At 69.9% G+C, this 17,895-nt stretch carries 17 protein-coding genes and 1 pseudogene; 9 read left to right on the top strand and 9 right to left on the bottom strand.

Going from position 1 to position 17,895, the window contains the following annotated elements; genetic code table 11:
* Positions 1-110 precede the first annotated feature (110 nt).
* Positions 111-653 (top strand): bacterial proteasome activator family protein, encoded by a 543-nt coding sequence (locus ACFULQ_RS25915; RefSeq protein WP_383547727.1) that lies wholly within the window; start codon positions 111-113, stop codon positions 651-653.
* A gap of 440 nt (positions 654-1,093) precedes the next feature.
* The gene (locus tag ACFULQ_RS25910) at positions 1,094-2,656 is read left to right on the top strand and encodes a protein kinase (RefSeq protein WP_383547724.1); all 1,563 of its coding nucleotides are present in this window, start codon (positions 1,094-1,096) and stop codon (positions 2,654-2,656) included.
* Between the two features lie 97 nt (positions 2,657-2,753).
* Here the strand turns inward: ACFULQ_RS25910 and ACFULQ_RS25905 are convergent, their stop codons facing one another.
* Positions 2,754-3,773, bottom strand: coding sequence for a phosphotransferase (locus ACFULQ_RS25905; RefSeq protein WP_383547721.1), 1,020 nt, complete (start codon positions 3,771-3,773; stop codon positions 2,754-2,756).
* Positions 3,774-4,273: 500 nt separating this feature from the next.
* On the opposite strand from ACFULQ_RS25905, the gene pdhA reads away from it, so the two are divergent.
* From pdhA to ACFULQ_RS25890, 3 genes are read left to right on the top strand one after another with little or no spacing between them, the layout of a single operon-like run.
* Positions 4,274-5,422 carry a pyruvate dehydrogenase (acetyl-transferring) E1 component subunit alpha gene (pdhA, locus tag ACFULQ_RS25900; RefSeq protein ID WP_383547718.1) on the top strand — a complete coding sequence of 383 codons (1,149 nt, stop codon included), beginning with the start codon at positions 4,274-4,276 and terminating at the stop codon, positions 5,420-5,422.
* Between the two features lie 2 nt (positions 5,423-5,424).
* On the top strand, positions 5,425-6,405 hold the full coding sequence (locus tag ACFULQ_RS25895; protein WP_383547715.1) for an alpha-ketoacid dehydrogenase subunit beta: 981 nt from the start codon (positions 5,425-5,427) through the stop codon (positions 6,403-6,405).
* Between the two features lie 10 nt (positions 6,406-6,415).
* Positions 6,416-7,834, top strand: coding sequence for a dihydrolipoamide acetyltransferase family protein (locus ACFULQ_RS25890; protein ID WP_383547712.1), 1,419 nt, complete (start codon positions 6,416-6,418; stop codon positions 7,832-7,834).
* Positions 7,835-7,922: 88 nt separating this feature from the next.
* On the opposite strand, the pseudogene ACFULQ_RS25885 reads toward ACFULQ_RS25890, so the two are convergent.
* Positions 7,923-8,823: pseudogene (locus ACFULQ_RS25885) on the bottom strand (BRO family protein).
* A 213-nt stretch (positions 8,824-9,036) separates the two neighbouring features.
* Positions 9,037-9,936, bottom strand: coding sequence for a D-alanyl-D-alanine carboxypeptidase family protein (locus ACFULQ_RS25880; RefSeq protein WP_383547710.1), 900 nt, complete (start codon positions 9,934-9,936; stop codon positions 9,037-9,039).
* Positions 9,937-10,147: 211 nt separating this feature from the next.
* Between ACFULQ_RS25880 and ACFULQ_RS25875 the strand changes: the two genes are divergently transcribed.
* Positions 10,148-10,798, top strand: coding sequence for a GntR family transcriptional regulator (locus ACFULQ_RS25875; RefSeq protein WP_383547708.1), 651 nt, complete (start codon positions 10,148-10,150; stop codon positions 10,796-10,798).
* Positions 10,795-12,093: a nitrate/nitrite transporter gene (locus tag ACFULQ_RS25870; protein WP_383547704.1), complete on the top strand. Its 1,299-nt coding sequence runs from the start codon at positions 10,795-10,797 to the stop codon at positions 12,091-12,093. Before ACFULQ_RS25875 ends, ACFULQ_RS25870 begins: the two co-directional genes overlap by 4 nt.
* Positions 12,094-12,277: 184 nt before the next feature.
* On the opposite strand, the gene ACFULQ_RS25865 is transcribed toward ACFULQ_RS25870, so the two are convergent.
* Entirely contained in the window at positions 12,278-13,102 is an 825-nt protein-coding gene (locus ACFULQ_RS25865) for a maleylpyruvate isomerase family mycothiol-dependent enzyme (protein ID WP_383547702.1), read from the bottom strand.
* A gap of 186 nt (positions 13,103-13,288) precedes the next feature.
* Between ACFULQ_RS25865 and ACFULQ_RS25860 the strand changes: the two genes are divergently transcribed.
* Positions 13,289-14,062: a carbon-nitrogen family hydrolase gene (locus ACFULQ_RS25860; protein ID WP_383547699.1), complete on the top strand. Its 774-nt coding sequence runs from the start codon at positions 13,289-13,291 to the stop codon at positions 14,060-14,062.
* A gap of 37 nt (positions 14,063-14,099) precedes the next feature.
* Here ACFULQ_RS25860 and ACFULQ_RS25855 read toward each other — a convergent pair whose 3' ends face one another.
* A complete protein-coding gene (locus ACFULQ_RS25855; protein ID WP_383547696.1) occupies positions 14,100-14,597 on the bottom strand; it encodes an LURP-one-related/scramblase family protein in 498 nt (165 codons plus the stop codon).
* Complete coding sequence (locus ACFULQ_RS25850; RefSeq protein WP_383547693.1) at positions 14,594-15,577, bottom strand: GlxA family transcriptional regulator; 984 nt, start codon at positions 15,575-15,577, stop codon at positions 14,594-14,596. The genes ACFULQ_RS25855 and ACFULQ_RS25850 overlap by 4 nt, the downstream gene beginning before the upstream one ends.
* Before the next feature lie 52 nt (positions 15,578-15,629).
* On the opposite strand from ACFULQ_RS25850, the gene ACFULQ_RS25845 reads away from it, so the two are divergent.
* Entirely contained in the window at positions 15,630-16,022 is a 393-nt protein-coding gene (locus ACFULQ_RS25845) for a cupin domain-containing protein (protein WP_383547691.1), read from the top strand.
* 93 nt (positions 16,023-16,115) lie between these two features.
* Here ACFULQ_RS25845 and ACFULQ_RS25840 read toward each other — a convergent pair whose 3' ends face one another.
* The 3 genes from ACFULQ_RS25840 to ACFULQ_RS25830 form a co-directional block, all read right to left on the bottom strand.
* The gene (locus tag ACFULQ_RS25840; RefSeq protein ID WP_383547688.1) at positions 16,116-16,274 is read right to left on the bottom strand and encodes a hypothetical protein; all 159 of its coding nucleotides are present in this window, start codon (positions 16,272-16,274) and stop codon (positions 16,116-16,118) included.
* 18 nt (positions 16,275-16,292) lie between these two features.
* Entirely contained in the window at positions 16,293-17,333 is a 1,041-nt protein-coding gene (locus tag ACFULQ_RS25835; RefSeq protein WP_383547803.1) for a glycosyltransferase, read from the bottom strand.
* Positions 17,334-17,621: 288 nt separating this feature from the next.
* The gene (locus ACFULQ_RS25830) at positions 17,622-17,870 is read right to left on the bottom strand and encodes a DUF6458 family protein (RefSeq protein WP_123761997.1); all 249 of its coding nucleotides are present in this window, start codon (positions 17,868-17,870) and stop codon (positions 17,622-17,624) included.
* Positions 17,871-17,895: the final 25 nt, after the last annotated feature.

The raw sequence follows: 17,895 nt of genomic DNA, 5'->3' as shown, positions 1-17,895 counted from the left end.
AACCGGCATTCCGGATGAGGCGCCGGTGTCGATCGGCTGAGGGAACGGTGGATCAGCGCACACCGGGGGCACCCCACTGGTGAGATGCAGGGGTGCGAGAGAATGGCCGTATGGAGATGCCGAGGAACGAAGGTTCGCCGGAAAGCCCCCAGATCCTGGTCGTGGGTCAGGACGGGATGGCGCTGGGCGGCGGAGGTGACGAGGACTCCCGGGAGGTGCCGGTCACGGAGATGGTCGAGCAGCCCGCGAAGGTCATGCGGATCGGCAGCATGATCAAGCAGCTGCTCGAGGAGGTGCGCGCGGCTCCCCTCGACGAGGCCAGCCGGGCCCGTCTCAAGGAGATCCATTCCAGCTCGGTGAAGGAGCTGGAGGACGGTCTGGCCCCCGAGCTCGTGGAGGAGCTGGAGCGGCTCTCCCTGCCCTTCAACGACGACCAGACCCCGAGCGACGCGGAACTGCGCATCGCGCAGGCCCAGTTGGTGGGCTGGCTGGAGGGTCTCTTCCACGGGATCCAGACCACCCTGTTCGCCCAGCAGATGGCCGCGCGGGCCCAACTGGAGTCGATGCGCCGCGCACTGCCCCCCGGCGTCGGCGGCCACGAGGACGGCGGCGACCCGCGCGCGGGCGGCCGCTCGGGCGGACCGTACCTGTAGATCCTTGTAGATCCCGATCCGACATGGGCCCGGCAGCCGACGCTGCCGGGCCTTTCATGTCACCTCGGTCATGTCACGTCTGTCATGCCACCCCTGTCACGCCACCCCTGTCATGTCACCGGTGAGAAACGCTCGTTCGGGTTCTTCTTCCGTGACCTTTGACACGGACCCCCGCCCGACGACCGGTCCGCCGACCCGTCGGACGCGGTGCCCGTTCCGTGGCCGTACGAGAAAGAAAGGTCGCGCGGGCGTTACAGGGTCCCCACGGCCGGTACACAGGATTTGCACGCCGAGACGTATTACAGGTTTGATGACCGGTCCGTCTCGGGCCGGTCCCCGGGCTCATCCCGGACCGGCGGCTTGCGCGAAGGCTGTAGCGTGGCCGACGGAGACCGTAACAACACCGCGCGCACCGCGGGCAGAAACGACGGCGAGGACCGATGGCACAGCAGCAGCGCGCTCAGGGCCCGTCCGACCCCGAGGCGACTGGCGGCGGAATGTCAGATGCGCCGGAGCTGTGGGGTAACGGCGGGCTGGTCGGGGACGGCCGATATCGGCTGACCCGCAGACTCGGCCGGGGCGGTATGGCCGAGGTGTTCGCGGCCGAGGACGTACGGCTCGGACGCACCGTGGCGGTCAAGCTGCTCCGTGCCGACCTCGCCGAGGACCCGACCTCCAAGGCCCGCTTCACGCGCGAGGCCCAGTCCGTGGCCGGCCTCAACCACCACGCGATCGTCGCCGTGTACGACTCCGGCGAGGACTACGTGGGCGGCCAGTCGGTGCCGTACATCGTCATGGAGATCGTCGAGGGACGGACGATCCGCGACCTGCTCATCAACGCCGAGGCGCCCGGGCCCGAGCAGGCCCTGATCATCGTCTCCGGGGTCCTGGAGGCGCTCGCCTACTCGCACCAGCACGGCATCGTGCACCGCGACATCAAGCCCGCCAACGTGATCATCACGCACAACGGCGCGGTCAAGGTGATGGACTTCGGCATCGCCCGCGCCCTGCACGGCGCGTCCACCACGATGACGCAGACCGGCATGGTCATGGGCACCCCGCAGTACCTCTCCCCGGAGCAGGCGCTCGGCAAGGCGGTCGACCACCGCTCCGACCTGTACGCGACGGGCTGTCTCCTCTACGAACTCCTCGCCCTCAGGCCCCCGTTCACCGGCGAGACCCCGCTCTCCGTCGTCTACCAGCACGTCCAGGACATCCCGACGCCCCCCTCCCAGGTCTCCGACTCGGTCCCGCCGGAGCTCGACGGCCTGGTCATGCGCTCGCTCGCCAAGGAGCCGGACGACCGCTTCCAGACGGCCGAGGAGATGCGCGGGCTCGTCCAGTACGGCCTTCAGATGCTGTACGACCAGGGCGGCCACACCGGCACCTGGAACACCGGCCCGGTGACGGCGCACGACGGCCGCGGCATGCCCGCCGCGGGCTTCGCGAGCACCAGCGTGCTTCCGCACCCCGGCGCCGCCTCCGGCACCACCCAGATCCCGCAGCCGATCCTGCCGGGCGGCTACGGCGGCGGGGACGACGGCGGCTTCGAGGGCCACGGCAACCGGGGCAGCGGCCGCGGCAAGCTGTGGATCCTGGCCGTCCTCGCGGTGATCGCGGTCGCGGCGGGTGTCGCGCTGGCGCTCAACGGCGGCGGGGGCGGCGGCGGTGGCGGCACCGACACCAGCCCTACGGCGAGCACCTCGAAGTCCACCGACGACCAGTCGGCCAGCGAGACGCCGAGCGAGACGGCGACGGACGACTCCACCGACACGTCCACGGACGACAGCGGCTCGGGCGGCTCCAACTACACGCCGTCCTACACCCCGTCGTACACGCCCTCGTACACGCCTTCGCCCACGCCCACCAAGCCGACCGAGACGGCGACGGAGCCGACGGACACCGCGGAGCCGACGGAGACGGCCGAGCCGACGGACACGGCGGAGCCGACCGGGGGCGGTGGCGTCATCGAAGGGCCCACCGGCGGAGGCGGAGTCTCCTGAGCGACCGCGGCTCTTCCTTCACGCGCGCGTGAGTCCTTGAAACGGACCTCACGCGCGCGTGCCGTTTCCCGGGGCCCTACGACTCGCCGCCTCGACGTCAGCCGGCGAACGCGTCGCACACCGCGTCGTACTCCCGGGTCCACCACACGACCAGCGCGGAGGCCGCCGGGAACTGGGGGTCGGCGCGGGTGTCGCCGCGTTCGTAGTGCCAGCGCAGCATCCAGAAGTCGTTGAGGCGCTCCCACCACACGCGGTGCACGGCCGCCGCGAGTTCCGAGGGCGTGGCCCCCGCGGTACGCCGGTACGCGCGCGCGTACGCCCGCACCTTCGGCAGGTCGAGGGTCCCCGCGGGCCGTACGAAGAAGATCGCGGCGGCGCGTACGGCCTCCTCGGCGCGGGGCTTCACGCCGAGCCGGTCCCAGTCGACGATCGCGGCGGGCGCGTCGCCCCGGTAGAGCAGGTTGAAGGGGTGGAAGTCCCCGTGCACCCACCCCACCGGGCCGCCCTGCTGGGGCCGCCGCCCCAGGTGCTGCTCCAGCAGCGCCCGTCGCTCCAGCAGCCGGTGCCGGGCCAGCTCGTCGAACGAGTCGGCGGGCCGGTGCCGGCGCACGCGCGCGAGAAGGTCGTCGATGACGGCGAAGGTGACGACGGGGTCGGCGGCGAGGGAGGAGGCAGGGGTGGCGCGTTGCGCCCGCGCGGCGCGGCCGACCGGCATCACCCGCTCCAGGCTCGCGTGCACCACCCCCAGCAGCGCTCCCAGGCGGGCGCACTGCGCGGTGGTGAGCTGGGCGCCGTGGCGGTGACGGCCCTCGATCCAGGGGTGGAGGGCGTAGGCGTGGCCGCCGATGACCGCGACCGTGCGGCCGTCGCGGGCGGGGAGCGGTGGGGCGACCGGGACACCGAGGTCGGCCAGGCGCTGGGTGGCGCGGTGCTGGCGGGCGATCGCCTCCGGGGCGGCGGTCTCGGGGTCGAAATGGTGTTTGAGGAAGGAGCGGCCGCGGGTCGTGCACAGCCGGTAGCCGCGGTTCAGGAGCCCCTGGTCGACGGGGTCGCAGGTGAGGGCGGATCCGGCGGAGTAGCGACGGAGGAGGGCGCCCAGTGGGGGCGCGTGAGGCATCAGGGGTGGTACAGAAGAGCGCGGCACGCGCCAGATGCTAGGGCACGAGCCACCGCGCTGAGCTGGGCGTTGTCACAGATAGTCATATTCGTTCAGGGTGGGCACAGGAAGTGACCCTCCGGGCCGGAGACTCGTCGTCCAGGAGAAATGCCCTGCTTTACGACCCTTCGTGCCCTCGGCAAGTCGGACACGGAAACTCTTCCGGTGACCTGGGTAGACGGGATAACGTGCCGTTGCTCCGGCCTCCTGCAAGGCTGTGACCAGCACCCCTTCGAGTCTTTCCCGATTTACTTGGAAATCCAAGCAAAATCGCAGGTCAAAGGGGGTTTCACAGAAATGTGGAGCACTGGGTAACGTGATTCTTGCAGGGCGCTCGCCGGGGCACCTGTCACGCCTGTTCCGGCCGAGTGGCACCCACCCCGTGGCACGGGAGTCGGGAACAGGTGAGCCGCACTGGTACACCCGGCAACCCCGGGGGCCGGACCGACGGAGGAGCACACGTGACCGTGGAGAGCACTGCCGCGCGCAAGCCGCGACGCAGCGCCGGGACGAGGAAGTCCCCGAGCACCAAGCCCGAACTGGTTCAGCTGCTGACGCCCGAGGGCAAGCGCGTCAAGAACGCCGAGTACGACAAGTACGTCGCCGACATCACCCCCGAAGAGCTTCGCGGCCTCTACCGCGACATGGTGCTCACCCGTCGCTTCGACGCCGAGGCCACCGCCCTCCAGCGTCAGGGCGAGCTGGGCCTGTGGGCCTCGCTGCTCGGCCAGGAGGCCGCCCAGATCGGCTCCGGCCGGGCCCTGCGCGACGACGACTACGTCTTCCCGACCTACCGTGAGCACGGCGTGGCCTGGTGCCGCGGGGTCGACCCGACCAACCTGCTCGGCATGTTCCGCGGGGTGAACAACGGCGGCTGGGACCCGAACAGCAACAACTTCCACCTCTACACGATCGTCATCGGCTCCCAGACGCTGCACGCCACCGGCTACGCGATGGGCGTCGCCAAGGACGGCGCGGACTCGGCGGTCATCGCCTACTTCGGCGACGGCGCCTCCAGCCAGGGCGACGTGGCGGAATCGTTCACCTTCTCCGCCGTCTACAACGCCCCGGTCGTGTTCTTCTGCCAGAACAACCAGTGGGCCATCTCCGAGCCGACCGAGAGGCAGACCCGGGTGCCGCTCTACCAGCGCGCGCAGGGCTTCGGCTTCCCGGGCGTGCGGGTCGACGGCAACGACGTGCTCGCGTCCCTGGCGGTCACCAAGTGGGCGCTGGAGCGGGCCCGTGCGGGCGAGGGCCCGACGCTGGTGGAGGCGTACACCTACCGCATGGGCGCCCACACCACCTCCGACGACCCGAGCAAGTACCGGGCCGACGAGGAGCGCGAGGCGTGGGAGGCGAAGGACCCGATCCTGCGGCTGCGCCGGTACCTGGAGTCCTCAAACCACGCGGACGAGGGATTCTTCGCGGAACTGGAGGCGGAGTCGGAGGCGTTGGGCAGGCGGGTGCGTGAGGTGGTGCGGGCGATGCCGGATCCGGACCGTTTCGCGATCTTCGAGCATGCGTATGCGGACGGGCATGCGCTGGTGGACGAGGAGCGGGCCGCGTTCGCCGCGTACCAGGCGTCGTTCGCGGATGGGGAAGGGGCCTGATCATGGCAGCGGAGAAGATGGCTGTGGCCAAGGCGATCAACGAGTCGCTGCGGCGTGCCCTGGACACCGACCCGAAGGTCCTGGTCATGGGCGAGGACGTCGGAAAGCTCGGCGGCGTCTTCCGGGTCACCGACGGCCTGCAGAAGGACTTCGGCGAGGACCGGGTGATCGACACCCCGCTGGCCGAGTCGGGCATCGTGGGCACCGCGATCGGTCTGGCGCTGCGCGGCTACCGGCCGGTGGTGGAGATCCAGTTCGACGGGTTCGTGTTCCCGGCCTACGACCAGATCGTCACCCAGCTGGCGAAGATGCACGCCCGCTCGCTGGGCAAGGTCAAGATGCCGGTGGTGGTGCGGATCCCCTACGGCGGCGGCATCGGCGCGGTCGAGCACCACTCGGAGTCGCCGGAGGCGCTGTTCGCGCACGTGGCGGGGCTGAAGGTGGTCTCGCCCTCGGATGCGTCGGACGCGTACTGGATGATGCAGCAGGCCATCCAGAGCGACGACCCGGTGATCTTCTTCGAGCCCAAGCGGCGGTACTGGGACAAGGGCGAGGTCAACACCGAGGCCATTCCGGGCCCGCTGCACAAGGCGCGGGTCGTGCGGGAGGGCACCGATCTGACCTTGGTGGCCTACGGTCCGATGGTGAAGCTGTGCCGGGAGGTGGCCGAGGCGGCCGCCGAGGAGGGCCGGTCGCTGGAGGTCGTGGACCTGCGCTCGGTCTCGCCGCTGGACTTCGACTCGATCCAGGCGTCGGTGGAGAAGACCCGCCGGCTGGTGGTGGTGCACGAGGCGCCGGTGTTCTTCGGTTCGGGCGCGGAGATCGCCGCCCGGATCACCGAGCGGTGTTTCTACCATCTGGAGGCGCCGGTGCTGCGGGTGGGCGGGTATCACGCCCCGTATCCGCCGGCGCGTCTGGAGGAGGAGTACCTGCCGGGTCTGGACCGGGTGCTGGACGCCGTCGACCGTGTCCTGGCGTACTGAGGAGAGGGTCGTGACGACGATGACGGATGCGTCCGTGCGTGAGTTCAAGATGCCCGACGTGGGCGAGGGCCTGACCGAGGCCGAGATCCTGACCTGGTACGTCAAGCCCGGTGACACGGTCAGCGACGGTCAGGTGGTGTGCGAGGTGGAGACGGCCAAGGCGGCCGTCGAACTGCCCATCCCCTACGACGGGGTGGTACGCGAACTGCGCTTTCCCGCGGGCACCACGGTGGATGTGGGCACGGCGATCATCGCGGTCGACGTGAGCGGCGGGGCGGCCTCCGAGGAGGAGACCGTGACCGCGGCGGCCGAGCCCGAGGCGGAGCCGGAGAAGAAGCCCGAGGGTCGTCAGCCGGTCCTCGTCGGGTACGGCGTGGCTGCCTCCTCCACCAAGCGCCGCCCCCGCAAGGGCCCCGAGGTCCCCTTCCAACAGGCCCCGGCGGTCGTGGCGGTCCAGACCGAGCTGAACGGCCATGCTCCGGCCCCCACCGCGCCGGCCGCCGCGGCGACGTCGCGTCCGCTGGCCAAGCCGCCGGTGCGCAAGCTCGCCAAGGACCTGGGTGTCGACCTCACCACGGTGATCCCGTCCGGCCCGGACGGCATCATCACGCGTGAGGACGTGCACGCGGCGGTCACCTCGGTCGAGGCGCCCGCGCCCGCCCCGGTGACACAGGCCCAGGCCCCGGCCCCGGTGATTCCGGCGGCGCCGGCCGCCTCCTATGACGCGGCCCGTGAGACCCGTATCCCGGTCAAGGGTGTCCGCAAGGCGACGGCCCAGGCGATGGTCGGCTCGGCCTTCACCGCCCCGCATGTCACCGAGTTCGTGACGGTGGACGTCACCCGCACGCTCAAGCTGGTCGAGGAACTCAAGCAGGACAAGGACTTCGCGGGCCTGCGCGTCAACCCGCTCCTGCTCATCGCCAAGGCTCTGCTGGTCGCGATCAAGCGGAACCCGGACATCAACGCCTCCTGGGACGAGGCGAACCAGGAGATCGTGGTCAAGCACTACGTCAACCTGGGCATCGCCGCCGCCACCCCGCGCGGCCTGATCGTCCCGAACATCAAGGACGCCCACACCAAGACGCTGCCGCAGCTGGCGGAGTCGCTGGGTGAGCTGGTGTCCACGGCCAAGGAGGGCAGGACCTCCCCGGCCGCGATGCAGGGCGGCACGCTCACCATCACCAACGTCGGCGTCTTCGGCGTCGACACCGGCACCCCGATCCTGCCGCCCGGCGAGTCCGCGATCCTGGCCGTCGGCGCGATCAAACTCCAGCCCTGGGTCCACAAGGGCAAGGTCAAGCCCCGCCAGGTCACCACCCTGGCCCTCAGCTTCGACCACCGCCTGGTGGACGGCGAACTGGGCTCCAAGGTCCTGGCCGACGTGGCGGCGATCCTGGAACAACCGAAGAAACTCATCACCTGGGCGTGACCCGCGGGCAGCGGAGCAGTTGCTCAACACTGAAGGGACGGCCGCAAGTTCTGGTTGCGGCCGCCCCTTCATCCCTTCACGGGGTGGGTCAGGACCGGTTGAGCACGTACACCGGAGCGCCGGCCTCCGTGGCTCCCTGAGAGCGAATGCAGGCGTGCTTGCGCAGGAGTCGTAGGCATTCGTTGACGCGATGCACGGACAGTCCCGTCCGGGCCGCGATCGATTCGAGCGGCTGCCGCAGCTCACCCTCCTCGACGAGCACCGGCGCGATGACGACGGCCACGGTCCAGACGTCCTCCGTCACGGACAACCGCCGCCGCCAGTCGGCCAGGACGGATTCCGTCGTCGGCTGGGCGGACAAGTCGGCGGTGTGCGAGGGCCGTTCGAGAGCGAGGGCGTCGAGCCGGTCCGCGATGCGCTCCATGGCGAGGGCGATGGCCTGTTGGGCGGCGAGCCCGGCACGCTGCGTCTCGAGCATCTCTCGCTGTGATTCCAGGATCGCCTCTTGCAGTGCGATCGACTTGTGCTGGGCGACAGCGAGTTGTTCGTCAGCCTGGAGGTTGCGTTCCTCAAGCCGGACGATGGCCTCGGCGACCTGTTCCGGCATGGCGTAGGCGATGGGGGCTCCCGGCTCGGAAGGCTGCACCTCGGCCTCTTCGAGGGTGTAGGAGCCTTCTCGCTGGATGGTCTCGATCACTTCGGCGGCCCACTCTTTGAAGGGGGCACACGAGGGCTTGGTGCAGGCGTTGACGAGCAGGATCAGACCCTGGAGAGAGATGACGTTCAGGTCTCGTCGCCACTCTCTACCTGCGGGAACGCTGAGACCGTAACCTCCAGTTAGGGTCTCAAGAATGTCTCGGTGCTCTGCCGGGACATGGTCGGAGAGAGCCTTCTGCGGATTCGAGTGTGCACACATCCACCGCCGGAAACCAATGCTTCCCGTCCGGCATGGTCAGCCTCCGGACGCGGTCTCCCGTAGCCGCGTACACGAAGTCACCGACATCGATCGCCTCATGCCCCTTGCCCGCTTGCCGGCTTCGTTCATGCGAACCACCTCCGCTGCGGAACCTAGGGCGAAGAAGATCGGATATGCCAACTGACGTAACGCTATTCGCCGATTCGAGGTAAATCACCAGGTTCTGCTTGCATGGCGAAGGGGCCTGCCCTTGGTGCGGTGGCAGGCCCCTCGGAAGGTGCGGGTGTCAGCTGATCTTCGCGTAACCGTAGTTGATGAGCTTCTTCACGTCGGCCGTGCGGCTGGCCGCATCGGGGGCGGTCATGACGGCGCCCATGACGGACTCGCCGTTCTTCGTCGCGGCGAAGACGAGGCAGTACTTGGACTGGGTGCCCGAGCCGGTCTTGATGCCGAGCGTGCCGTTCCAGCCGAGCAGGGTGTTGGTGTTTGTCCAGGCGCCCATGGTGCGGGTGCTGCCGGTCTTCGTGATGGTCTTCGCCGTGTACTTCTTGGTCTTGACGACCGTCTTGAAGGTCGAGTTCTTCATCACGTTGCGGGCGAGCAGCGTGAGGTCCTTCGGCGTCGACGCGTTGGCGCCGTTGCTGTTTCCGTCGAACGAGTCGAACTTCGTGTTCGTCATGCCGAGGTTCTTCGCGGTCGTGTTCATCTTCGCGATGAACGACTTCGTGCGCGCGGAGACCGTCGAGCCGGTACCGAACTTGTCGGCCAGGGCCATCGCGGCGTCGCAGCCGGACGGCAGCATCATCCCGTAGAGCAGCTGACGGACGGTGACCTTGTCGCCGACGATCAGATGGGCGGACGAGGCGCCCCGGGAGACGATGTAGTCGCTGTACGCCTTCTTGATGGTGACCTTGGCGTCCAGGTTCAGGTTCGACTGCGAGAGCACGACCTTCGCGGTCATGATCTTCGTGGTGGAAGCGGTGAGCCGCTTGGTGTTGGGCGACTTGCTGAAGAGGGTCGCCCCGGTCGCGCTGTTCATCAGGAAACCGCCCTTGGCGGTGATGGTCGGCGTCGTGAGCGCCTGCGCGGGTGCCGCGGTGAGAGCTCCGGTGGCGAGCACTGCGCCGGTCGTGATCGCGACGGCTGCGGCTCTGCGGACGCGGAGGCCCTTGGTGGCGGTAATCAACTGAAATACCCCGAATACGTCGAATGCCCCTGAAGTGCGGCCGAGTTGAGTGGGGAAAGAGGTGGGGGCCGCATGTGTCTGACACGTAGATAGCACGGAAGGTTGTGCAGTCGCTGGGGCGGGTGTCGCTTTCCGCGATGAGGGTGGCGGGCGGGGGTCCGCATGCTGGACGGGACCCGACATGCGTACGTGTTGTATCTAAGCTGTGGGCATGACCCTGGCCGTGAAACAGCCCCCCGCCGCCGACCGTGTCTACGCCCACGTCAAGCAGGGGGTACTGGACCGCCGTTACGAGGGCGGGAGTCTGCTGACCGAGGGTGAGCTCGCCGAGGCCGTGGGGGTGTCCCGCACTCCCGTGCGGGAGGCGCTGCTGCGGCTGGAGGTCGAGGGGCTGATCAAGCTTTACCCGAAAAAGGGAGCGCTGGTCCTGCCCGTCTCCGCCCAGGAGATCGCGGACGTCGTCGAGACGCGCCAGCTCGTCGAGAGTCACGCCGTGCGCAAGGCCGTGCCGGCGTCCCCGCAGCTCATCGCCCGCCTGGAGGAGCTGCTCGCCCAGCAGAAGGCGCAGGCCGCCGCCGGGGACCTGGCCGGCGCCGCCGTCACCGACCGCTGTTTCCACGCCGAGATCGTCCGCAGCGGCGGCAACGAGATCCTCAACCGGCTCTACGACCAACTCCGCGACCGGCAGCTCAGGATGGGCGTCGCCGTGATGCACGCCCACCCGGACCGCATCACCAAGACCCTCGCCGAGCACGAGCAGATCCTTGAGGCGCTGCGCTCCGGCGACGCGGAGGCGGTCGTGGGCCTGATCCACGGGCATGTCGAGTGGTTCTCCCATCTCGCGCGGGGAGAGGTGCGATGAGCCGCGCCACTGTCCTTCCCGGAGACCCGCCGGGCGGCCGGCGCGCCATGGCCGTGTGGGGCATCGGCGTCTCCGTGTACTTCGTCGCCGTCATCTTCCGTACGTCCCTCGGAGTCGCCGGCCTCGACGCGGCCGACCGCTTCCATGTGAACGCCTCGGCCCTGTCGACCTTCTCGATCCTCCAGCTCCTCGTCTACGCGGGCATGCAGATCCCGGTCGGTCTGCTCGTGGACCGGCTCGGTACCAAGAAGGTGCTGACCCTGGGCGTGGTGCTCTTCACCGCGGGACAGCTCGGCTTCGCGTTCTCCCCGTCGTACGGCACCGCCCTCGCCTCGCGCGCCCTGCTGGGCTGCGGCGACGCGATGACCTTCATCAGCGTGCTGCGCCTGGGCACCCGCTGGTTCCCGGCCCGGCGAGGGCCCCTGGTCGCACAGCTCGCCGGGCTCGCCGGCATGGCGGGCAACCTGGTCTCCACGCTGCTCCTGGCCCGGCTGCTGCACGGCGTCGGCTGGACGGCGGCCTTCGCGGGCAGCGCGCTCGCCGGGGTCGTCGTACTCGTCCTGCTGCTCCTCTTCCTCAAGGACCACCCCGAGGGCCACGAGCCGGAGCCGTTCCCGCACCGGGGGGCGGCCTATGTACGGCGTCAGATCGCCGCGTCCTGGCGAGAGCCCGGCACCCGGCTCGGTCTGTGGGTGCACTTCACGACCCAGTTCCCGGCGATGGTGTTCCTGCTGCTGTGGGGCCTGCCCTTCCTCGTCGAGGCACAGGGGCTGTCCCGGGCGGTGGCGGGCGAACTGCTCACGCTCGTCGTGCTGTCCAACATGGTCGTCGGTCTCGTCTACGGCCAGATCGTCGCCCGGCACCACGAGGCGCGGCTGCCGCTCGCGCTCGGGACGGTCGGGGCGACGGCGCTGCTGTGGGCGGCCACGCTGGTCTACCCCGGTGAGCGTGCGCCGATGTGGCTGCTGATCGTGCTGTGCGTGGTGCTCGGCTCCTGCGGACCGGCCTCGATGCTCGGCTTCGACTTCGCGCGCCCGGCGAACCCGCCGGAGCGGCAGGGCACCGCGTCGGGCATCACGAACATGGGCGGGTTCGTCGCGTCGATGACGACCCTGTTCGCCGTGGGCGTCCTGCTCGACGCGACCGGCGACAACTACACCATCGCCTTCTCCTCCGTCTTCGTCCTCCAGGCCCTCGGCGTGAGCCAGATCCTGCGGCTGCGTGGGCGGGCGGCGCGGCGGGAGCGGGAGCGGCTGGTGGCGAGCCGGGTGGAGACGGTGCATGTGCCTGCGTGAGGGGGGGCGACGGGGTGAGTGGGGGTCAGCGGGTCGGGACACGAGGGTGAGGTAGGCGAGAAGCCCAGGGCGCCCCGGTGGCTCAGGTTGGCCCGTCCACTAGGGCGACCCCGGCCGGGTCGGTCCACCCGCTACGGCAACCCCGTCGGCCCACCCGCTACAGCAGCCCCCGTCGGCCCGCCCCCTAAGTCGTGACCGTGAAGTTCCTCAGGATTGCTGCCGTCAGTTCCGGGTCGCCCTCTGCCTTGACGCGGTCCGTGACGGATTCCAGGGGGACGCGGCCGCAGGCCAGGCGGACGTAGGTTTCCCAGTCGAGGGTGAGGGTGGCGGCCGGACCCAGGGCGGGGGCCGTCTCCAGGGTGCCGCGGCCCTGGATGTCGACGCGTATGGTCCGCAGGAACTCGATGGGGCCGTGGACGTCGAAGACGATCGCCGAACTGCGGGGGGCGTCGGCCTTGTCGGCCACTATGTCGGGGAGCGCGGCGAGCAGGACGTCACGGGCGATGTGCGCGCCGGGGGAGTCGAGGTTGCCGGGGCGGCCGAGCGCGGTGCGCAGGTCCTGTTCGTGCACCCAGACGTCGAAGGCGTGCTGGCGCATGGCGTCCACGAGCGTCAGTTCGGTTCCGAGCGGACCGCGCACCTTCGTGCCCGGGTCGCGGGACTCGTTCCGCAGCTGGCGGTTGCGGCGGATGATGACGTACTCCAGCTCGGAGGTCATCTCCGGCGCGGTGTGATGGCGCCGCACGTCGACCTGCATCTCCATGTACCGCTGGATGTCGTTGGTGACGTGGTACAGGTCGCGCGGGAGGGTGTGGATCGGGCGCGGGTCGCCGAGCATCTCGCAGTCCAGGCCGATGACATGGGAGACCACGTCCCGCACGGACCAGCCGGGGCAGGGGGTGCGGCGATTCCACTCTCCCTCCACAAGCGGCGTCACCAGCTCGGATATTGCTTCGATGGAGTGGGTCCAGGCGTCGGCGTAGGGCTGGAGGGTGGGATGCAGACTCACGGAACGGGACCCCTCGGCGGTCGGAGCACGGGCTGGTGATGGCGTCGTTGCCAGTGGGAGGCGGCGGTGGCTGTCGGCGGGTGTCTTGGAACGCTAAGTTACGCTGCTGTGAGGCACCCCGGCAGTGCTTTCGTGTGACGATCGTAGGCCCGTAATGGACGGCTCGAATGCCAGGACGGTGGTAGTGTGCGCGCCTCTCTGATCCAGATCGCCGTGGATGAGGACGAATCGGTCGAATCGCGTCGGGGGCGGGTGGCCTCGCTGGTACGGGATCAGGCCGGTGCCGATCTCGTCGTGCTGCCGGAGCTGTGGACCACCGGGGCGTTCGCCTTCGAGGAGTTCGGGCGCGAGGCCGAACCGCTGCGGGGGCCGACGTACGAGGCCATGGCGAAGGCGGCGAGCGAAACGGGCGCCTGGCTGCACGCGGGCTCGATCCCCGAGCGGGATCCCGACGGCACCCTCTACAACACCTCCCTCGTCTTCTCACCCTCCGGTGAACTGGCCGCCGGCTACCGCAAGATCCACCGCTTCGGCTTCGACAAGGGCGAGGCCGTGCTGATGGGCCGGGGCGAGGACCTGGTGACGGTCCGGCTGCCCCGGACGACGGTGGGCGTCGCCACCTGCTACGACCTCCGCTTCCCCGAACTCTTCCGCGGTCTCGTCGACGCGGGCGCCGAGACCCTGGTGATCCCGGCGGGCTGGCCGGAGCGCCGCCGGGCGCACTGGACGCTGCTGGCCCAGGCGCGGGCGGTCGAGAACCAGGCGTTCGTGCTCGCCTGTGGAACGGCCGGGACGCACGCGGGGGTTCCGCAGGCGGGTCACTCGATCGTGGTGGATCCGTGGGGCGAGGTGCTGGCCGAGGCGGGCGCCGGCGAGGAGGTCCTCACGGTGGAGTTCGACCCAGGGAAGGTGGCCGCGACCAGGGAGCAGTTCCCGGCCCTGAAGGACCGGGTGCTCTGATCCCGGGGGTGCCGGGACACCCCGGGAACCGCGAGGGTCAGTCGTCCTCGCGCTCCTTCTCCGCGAGGTGGATCACGCACACCGCCACCGCGATGAGCAGCGCCGGGTCCGCGTCGTCGCGGACGATGTCGACGCCGTAGGTCTCCCGCACGTGCAGCCACCGCCGCGAGACGACCGCGAGCAGTTCGCCGTCGTACTCGACGGCGAACTCCCGGTCGAGGATCTTTCCGCTGACGTCGAGTTCGGTGCTGCCGTCGGCGAGGGCCACCCGGTAGTGGTTGCGCAGCAGCGACAGCCGCTTGCGCCGGATCGTGGCCAGCGGTTCGCCGTCCCGCTCGATCAGCATGGTGTCGCGCAGGGCGAACATCTTCTGGCGGATGTCGATCAGGACGCGTCCGCGGGTGTCCTTCAGCTCGAAGGTGTCCCGCAGCCGCATGGCCTTGCCGTCGACCAGGAACACCTTGTTTCCGTGGTCGTCCTCGATCCAGTAGTCCTCACCGAAGCCGAGGAGCCGGTCGCGTACGAGAAATCTCATGCCCTTACCGCTTCCCCGGCGCCCGGTCCGAAACGCCGCCGGTAGGCCGACGGGCTGAGCCCCGTCTCGCGCCGCACGCGCGCGCGGAGGTTGGCCGCCGTACCGAGGCCGCTCCTGGCGGCCACCACGTCGAGCCGCTCCTCCCCGCGCTCGATGAGCCGGCAGGCGAGCGCCACCCGTTCCGCCGTCAGCCAGGCGAGCGGTGTCGTGCCGAGCTGCGACTGGAAGCGGCGGTGCAGGGTCGCGGGGGAGACGGCCGCACGGTCCGCCAGGTCGGCCACGGTCAGCGTCTCCCCCAGCCGTTCCTGCGCCCACGCGAGCAGCGGGCCGAGCGACTCGTCCCGTACGTCGGGCAGGGGCCGCTCCACGAACTGCCGTTGCCCGCCGTCGCGGTGGGCGGCGAACACCAGCCTGCGGGAGACGTGGTTGGCGATCTCGGCGCCGTGGTCCCGGCGGACCAGGTGCAGCCCCAGGTCGAGCGCCGAGGCGCTGCCGGACGCCGTGAGGATGTCGCCGTCGTCGACGAAGAGGACGTCGGGCTCCAGCCGGACGCGCGGGAAGCGGGCCCGGAACGACTCGGTCCACATCCAGTGGCAGGCGGCCCGCCGCCCGTCCAGCAGCCCGGCCTCCGCCAGCGTGAACGCGCCCGAGCAGAAGCCGACGAGCCGGGCGCCGCGCGCGTGTGCCCGGCGTACGGCGTCCAGTACGCGGGGCGAGCGCGGGGTGTCGGTGTCCGGCCGGTTCGGCACGATCAGGGTGTCCGCCGACTCCGCCGCCTCCAGACCGGCGACACCGGTGAGCGTGAAGAAGCCGTCCCGCATTCGGGTGCTCGGCTCGGCGGCGCACAGCGTGAAGTCGTAGAGCTCACGATCCAGTTCGGGCCGCCGCAGCCCGAAGATCTCGATGGCGCAGCTCATCTCGAACGGGTTCGAGTTCTCGTCCACGACGAGGGCGACACGGTGAGAGGATCCTTGCGGCATATGCGATTCCTAGCACTCGCACGGCCCCCTGGCCACCCCGCACGATGACCCCATGGCAACCGAACCCGTCTCCCTGCCCACCGCCCTGGCCTCCTTCACCGAGCAGTGGAGCCCCCGTATCGTCACCGCCGTCAACGACTACGACGTCCGGGTCACCCATGTCGAGGGCGAGCACCTCTGGCACGTCCATGACGACACCGACGAGTTCTTCCTGGTCCTCGACGGCGAACTGCACATCTCGCTGCGCGAGCCGGCCGGGGAGCGCACGGTCGTCCTGCCGAGGCTGTCCGTCTTCACCGTCCCCCGAGGCGTCGAGCACAAGCCCTACGCCCCCGTCCCGACCGACATCCTCCTGCTCGAACCGACCGGCACCTCCACGGTCGGCGACCGCCACGACGAGATCCCGGCCCACGTGGACGTGACGACGGGGCACGCGCTCGGGTGACGGCAGGCCGGCCGGTCCCTCTGGCCTGGTCCCGGGCGCTGAACGACGGCGAGGGTGCCGGGGACAGAGCTCCCCCGCACCCTCGACGCGCGACTACCGCCGACGCGGCACCAGCTTGAACAGCGCGACCCCGGCCGCCACCAACGTCGTGGCGGCCACCAGCATCGCCATGCTGTTCAGCCACATCCCGGTGGCGGCCAGCGTGGCACCCCCGGCGCCGGTCGTCCCGGCGCCGATCACTCGTCCGTACATGGTGTCTCTCCTAGAGGGTTATGTTGCGACCCACTTCTCCTCGCTGCGGCGCAACAGCCCCCACAGCGAGGTGAAGTAGACGGCGTGCTGGAAAAGGTCGTAGAGCATCTCGGGGATCATCAGCGCCGCCACCAGTACGGCCCGCGGCCCCGCCCGCCGTACCGAGACCGTCTTCTCGACCAGGAAGATCAGTCCGATCGCGGTCCAGAAGGGCGAGAAGCCGGGCCAGCCGTACAACGTGGTGTAGGTGGCCATGTAGGTGAGGTAGACGAGGAAGGACAGCGCACCGAACCCCATGAGGAACTGCTGGGTGAAGTAGCGGGCGGTGACACGTGTCCAGCCGTAGTCGCGCAGGTTCTCCAGCGCTCCGCGCTGCCACCGCAGCCGCTGGTGCCAGAGCTTGCCCAGGGTGGGCATGACCTCGGTGGTGACCTCGCAGCCGGCCGGCGACATGGCCCGGTAGCCGAGGGTCTTGACCGCCTTGGTCATCTCGTCGTCCTCGGTGAGCGAGGCGAGGCTGTAGTAGGCGTTCCCGCCGCCCAGCACTCCGTCGCGGCGGGCGGCGCGCACCTCGCGCAGGACGCGGGCGCGGAACATGGTGCCGGTGCCCGTGAGCACCTGGGCCTTGCCGCCGGAGCGCTCCAGCTCCCAGGCGTAGCGGTGGAACTCCATGCGCTGGAGCAGGCCGAGGAGCCCGCCGCCGTCCTCGCCGTAGAAGACCCCGCCGACGGCGCCGACCTTGCGGTTGAAGGTGCCGATGGCCGTCTCGCTGAACCAGGGGTTGAGGACGGTGTCGGCGTCCTGCACCAACAGCAGGTCGCGGTCCTCGAGATGGGGCAGTACCCAGGCGATGGCCTGGTTGAGGGCGCCGGCCTTCTTGTGGGTGTTGCCCTGGGTCGCGAAGACCTGGGCGCCGTGCGCGACGGCGATCTCGGCGGTGGCGTCGGTGCAGTTGTCGGCGACCACCACGATCAGGTCGGGGCGCCGGGTCTGCCGCCACAGGCCCTGGATCGCGTCGGCGATGCGGTCCTGTTCGTTGTGAGCCGGTATCAGCACCACCAGGCGCAACGGGCCGTCGAGGTCGTCGGGTGCGGCGTGCGCGCGCCGCGCGGCGTGCCGGCGGGGGCGCGGAGGATGCGCGGTGGGAGCCGCGACCGTCGTCGCAGGGTGGTGCACGGGGAGCCCCCGGGTGTGCTGTCGGGCCACGCCCGGCTACTGCCAACCCCCCGGGCTCTCAAGGCCCTCAGCATTCACTATTTCCACACAACCGGACAAGACAACCGTGATTACGGATTGCTCACGGTTGTCTGTCGTCGCCCAGTGCGTCCGTCGTTCCGTCGATGTCCCTTACACGCCGTATCCGTCGGAGTATCCGTCACGGCGACCGTGCGGCTCCTCGACGACGGTCGGCGTGGTGGGCGGTACCACCACGCGCCGCCGTCGGGCGATGCTGCTGAATGTCGTCACGCCGATCAGCCCCACGATCATCAGGATCACACCGACCAGATCGAGGTTGACCCCCTGCATGTGCCAGTCGGTGGCGAACGTGAGGATTGCTCCCACGGCGATGAGGATGATGCACCCGCCGAGGCCCATGAGTGTCGCCTCCCTGTCCGGTCCG

Source organism: Streptomyces sp. NPDC057253 (assembly GCF_042669125.1).
Taxonomy (GTDB): domain Bacteria; phylum Actinomycetota; class Actinomycetes; order Streptomycetales; family Streptomycetaceae; genus Streptomyces.
This window is presented reverse-complemented; position numbering and strand designations above follow the sequence as displayed.

Bases quoted from the DNA above. Each gene is read 5' to 3' on its own strand.
- ACFULQ_RS25870 (WP_383547704.1), top strand. From the start codon at position 10,795: ATGAGCCGCGCCACTGTCCTTCCCGGAGACCCGCCGGGCGGCCGGCGC.
- ACFULQ_RS25855 (WP_383547696.1), bottom strand. From the start codon at position 14,597: ATGAGATTTCTCGTACGCGACCGGCTCCTCGGCTTCGGTGAGGACTAC.
- ACFULQ_RS25905 (WP_383547721.1), bottom strand. From the start codon at position 3,773: ATGCCTCACGCGCCCCCACTGGGCGCCCTCCTCCGTCGCTACTCCGCC.
- ACFULQ_RS25840 (WP_383547688.1), bottom strand. From the start codon at position 16,274: ATGTACGGACGAGTGATCGGCGCCGGGACGACCGGCGCCGGGGGTGCC.
- ACFULQ_RS25915 (WP_383547727.1), top strand. From the start codon at position 111: ATGGAGATGCCGAGGAACGAAGGTTCGCCGGAAAGCCCCCAGATCCTG.
- ACFULQ_RS25845 (WP_383547691.1), top strand. From the start codon at position 15,630: ATGGCAACCGAACCCGTCTCCCTGCCCACCGCCCTGGCCTCCTTCACC.
- ACFULQ_RS25895 (WP_383547715.1), top strand. From the start codon at position 5,425: ATGGCAGCGGAGAAGATGGCTGTGGCCAAGGCGATCAACGAGTCGCTG.
- ACFULQ_RS25910 (WP_383547724.1), top strand. From the start codon at position 1,094: ATGGCACAGCAGCAGCGCGCTCAGGGCCCGTCCGACCCCGAGGCGACT.
- ACFULQ_RS25875 (WP_383547708.1), top strand. From the start codon at position 10,148: ATGACCCTGGCCGTGAAACAGCCCCCCGCCGCCGACCGTGTCTACGCC.
- ACFULQ_RS25850 (WP_383547693.1), bottom strand. From the start codon at position 15,577: ATGCCGCAAGGATCCTCTCACCGTGTCGCCCTCGTCGTGGACGAGAAC.
- ACFULQ_RS25830 (WP_123761997.1), bottom strand. From the start codon at position 17,870: ATGGGCCTCGGCGGGTGCATCATCCTCATCGCCGTGGGAGCAATCCTC.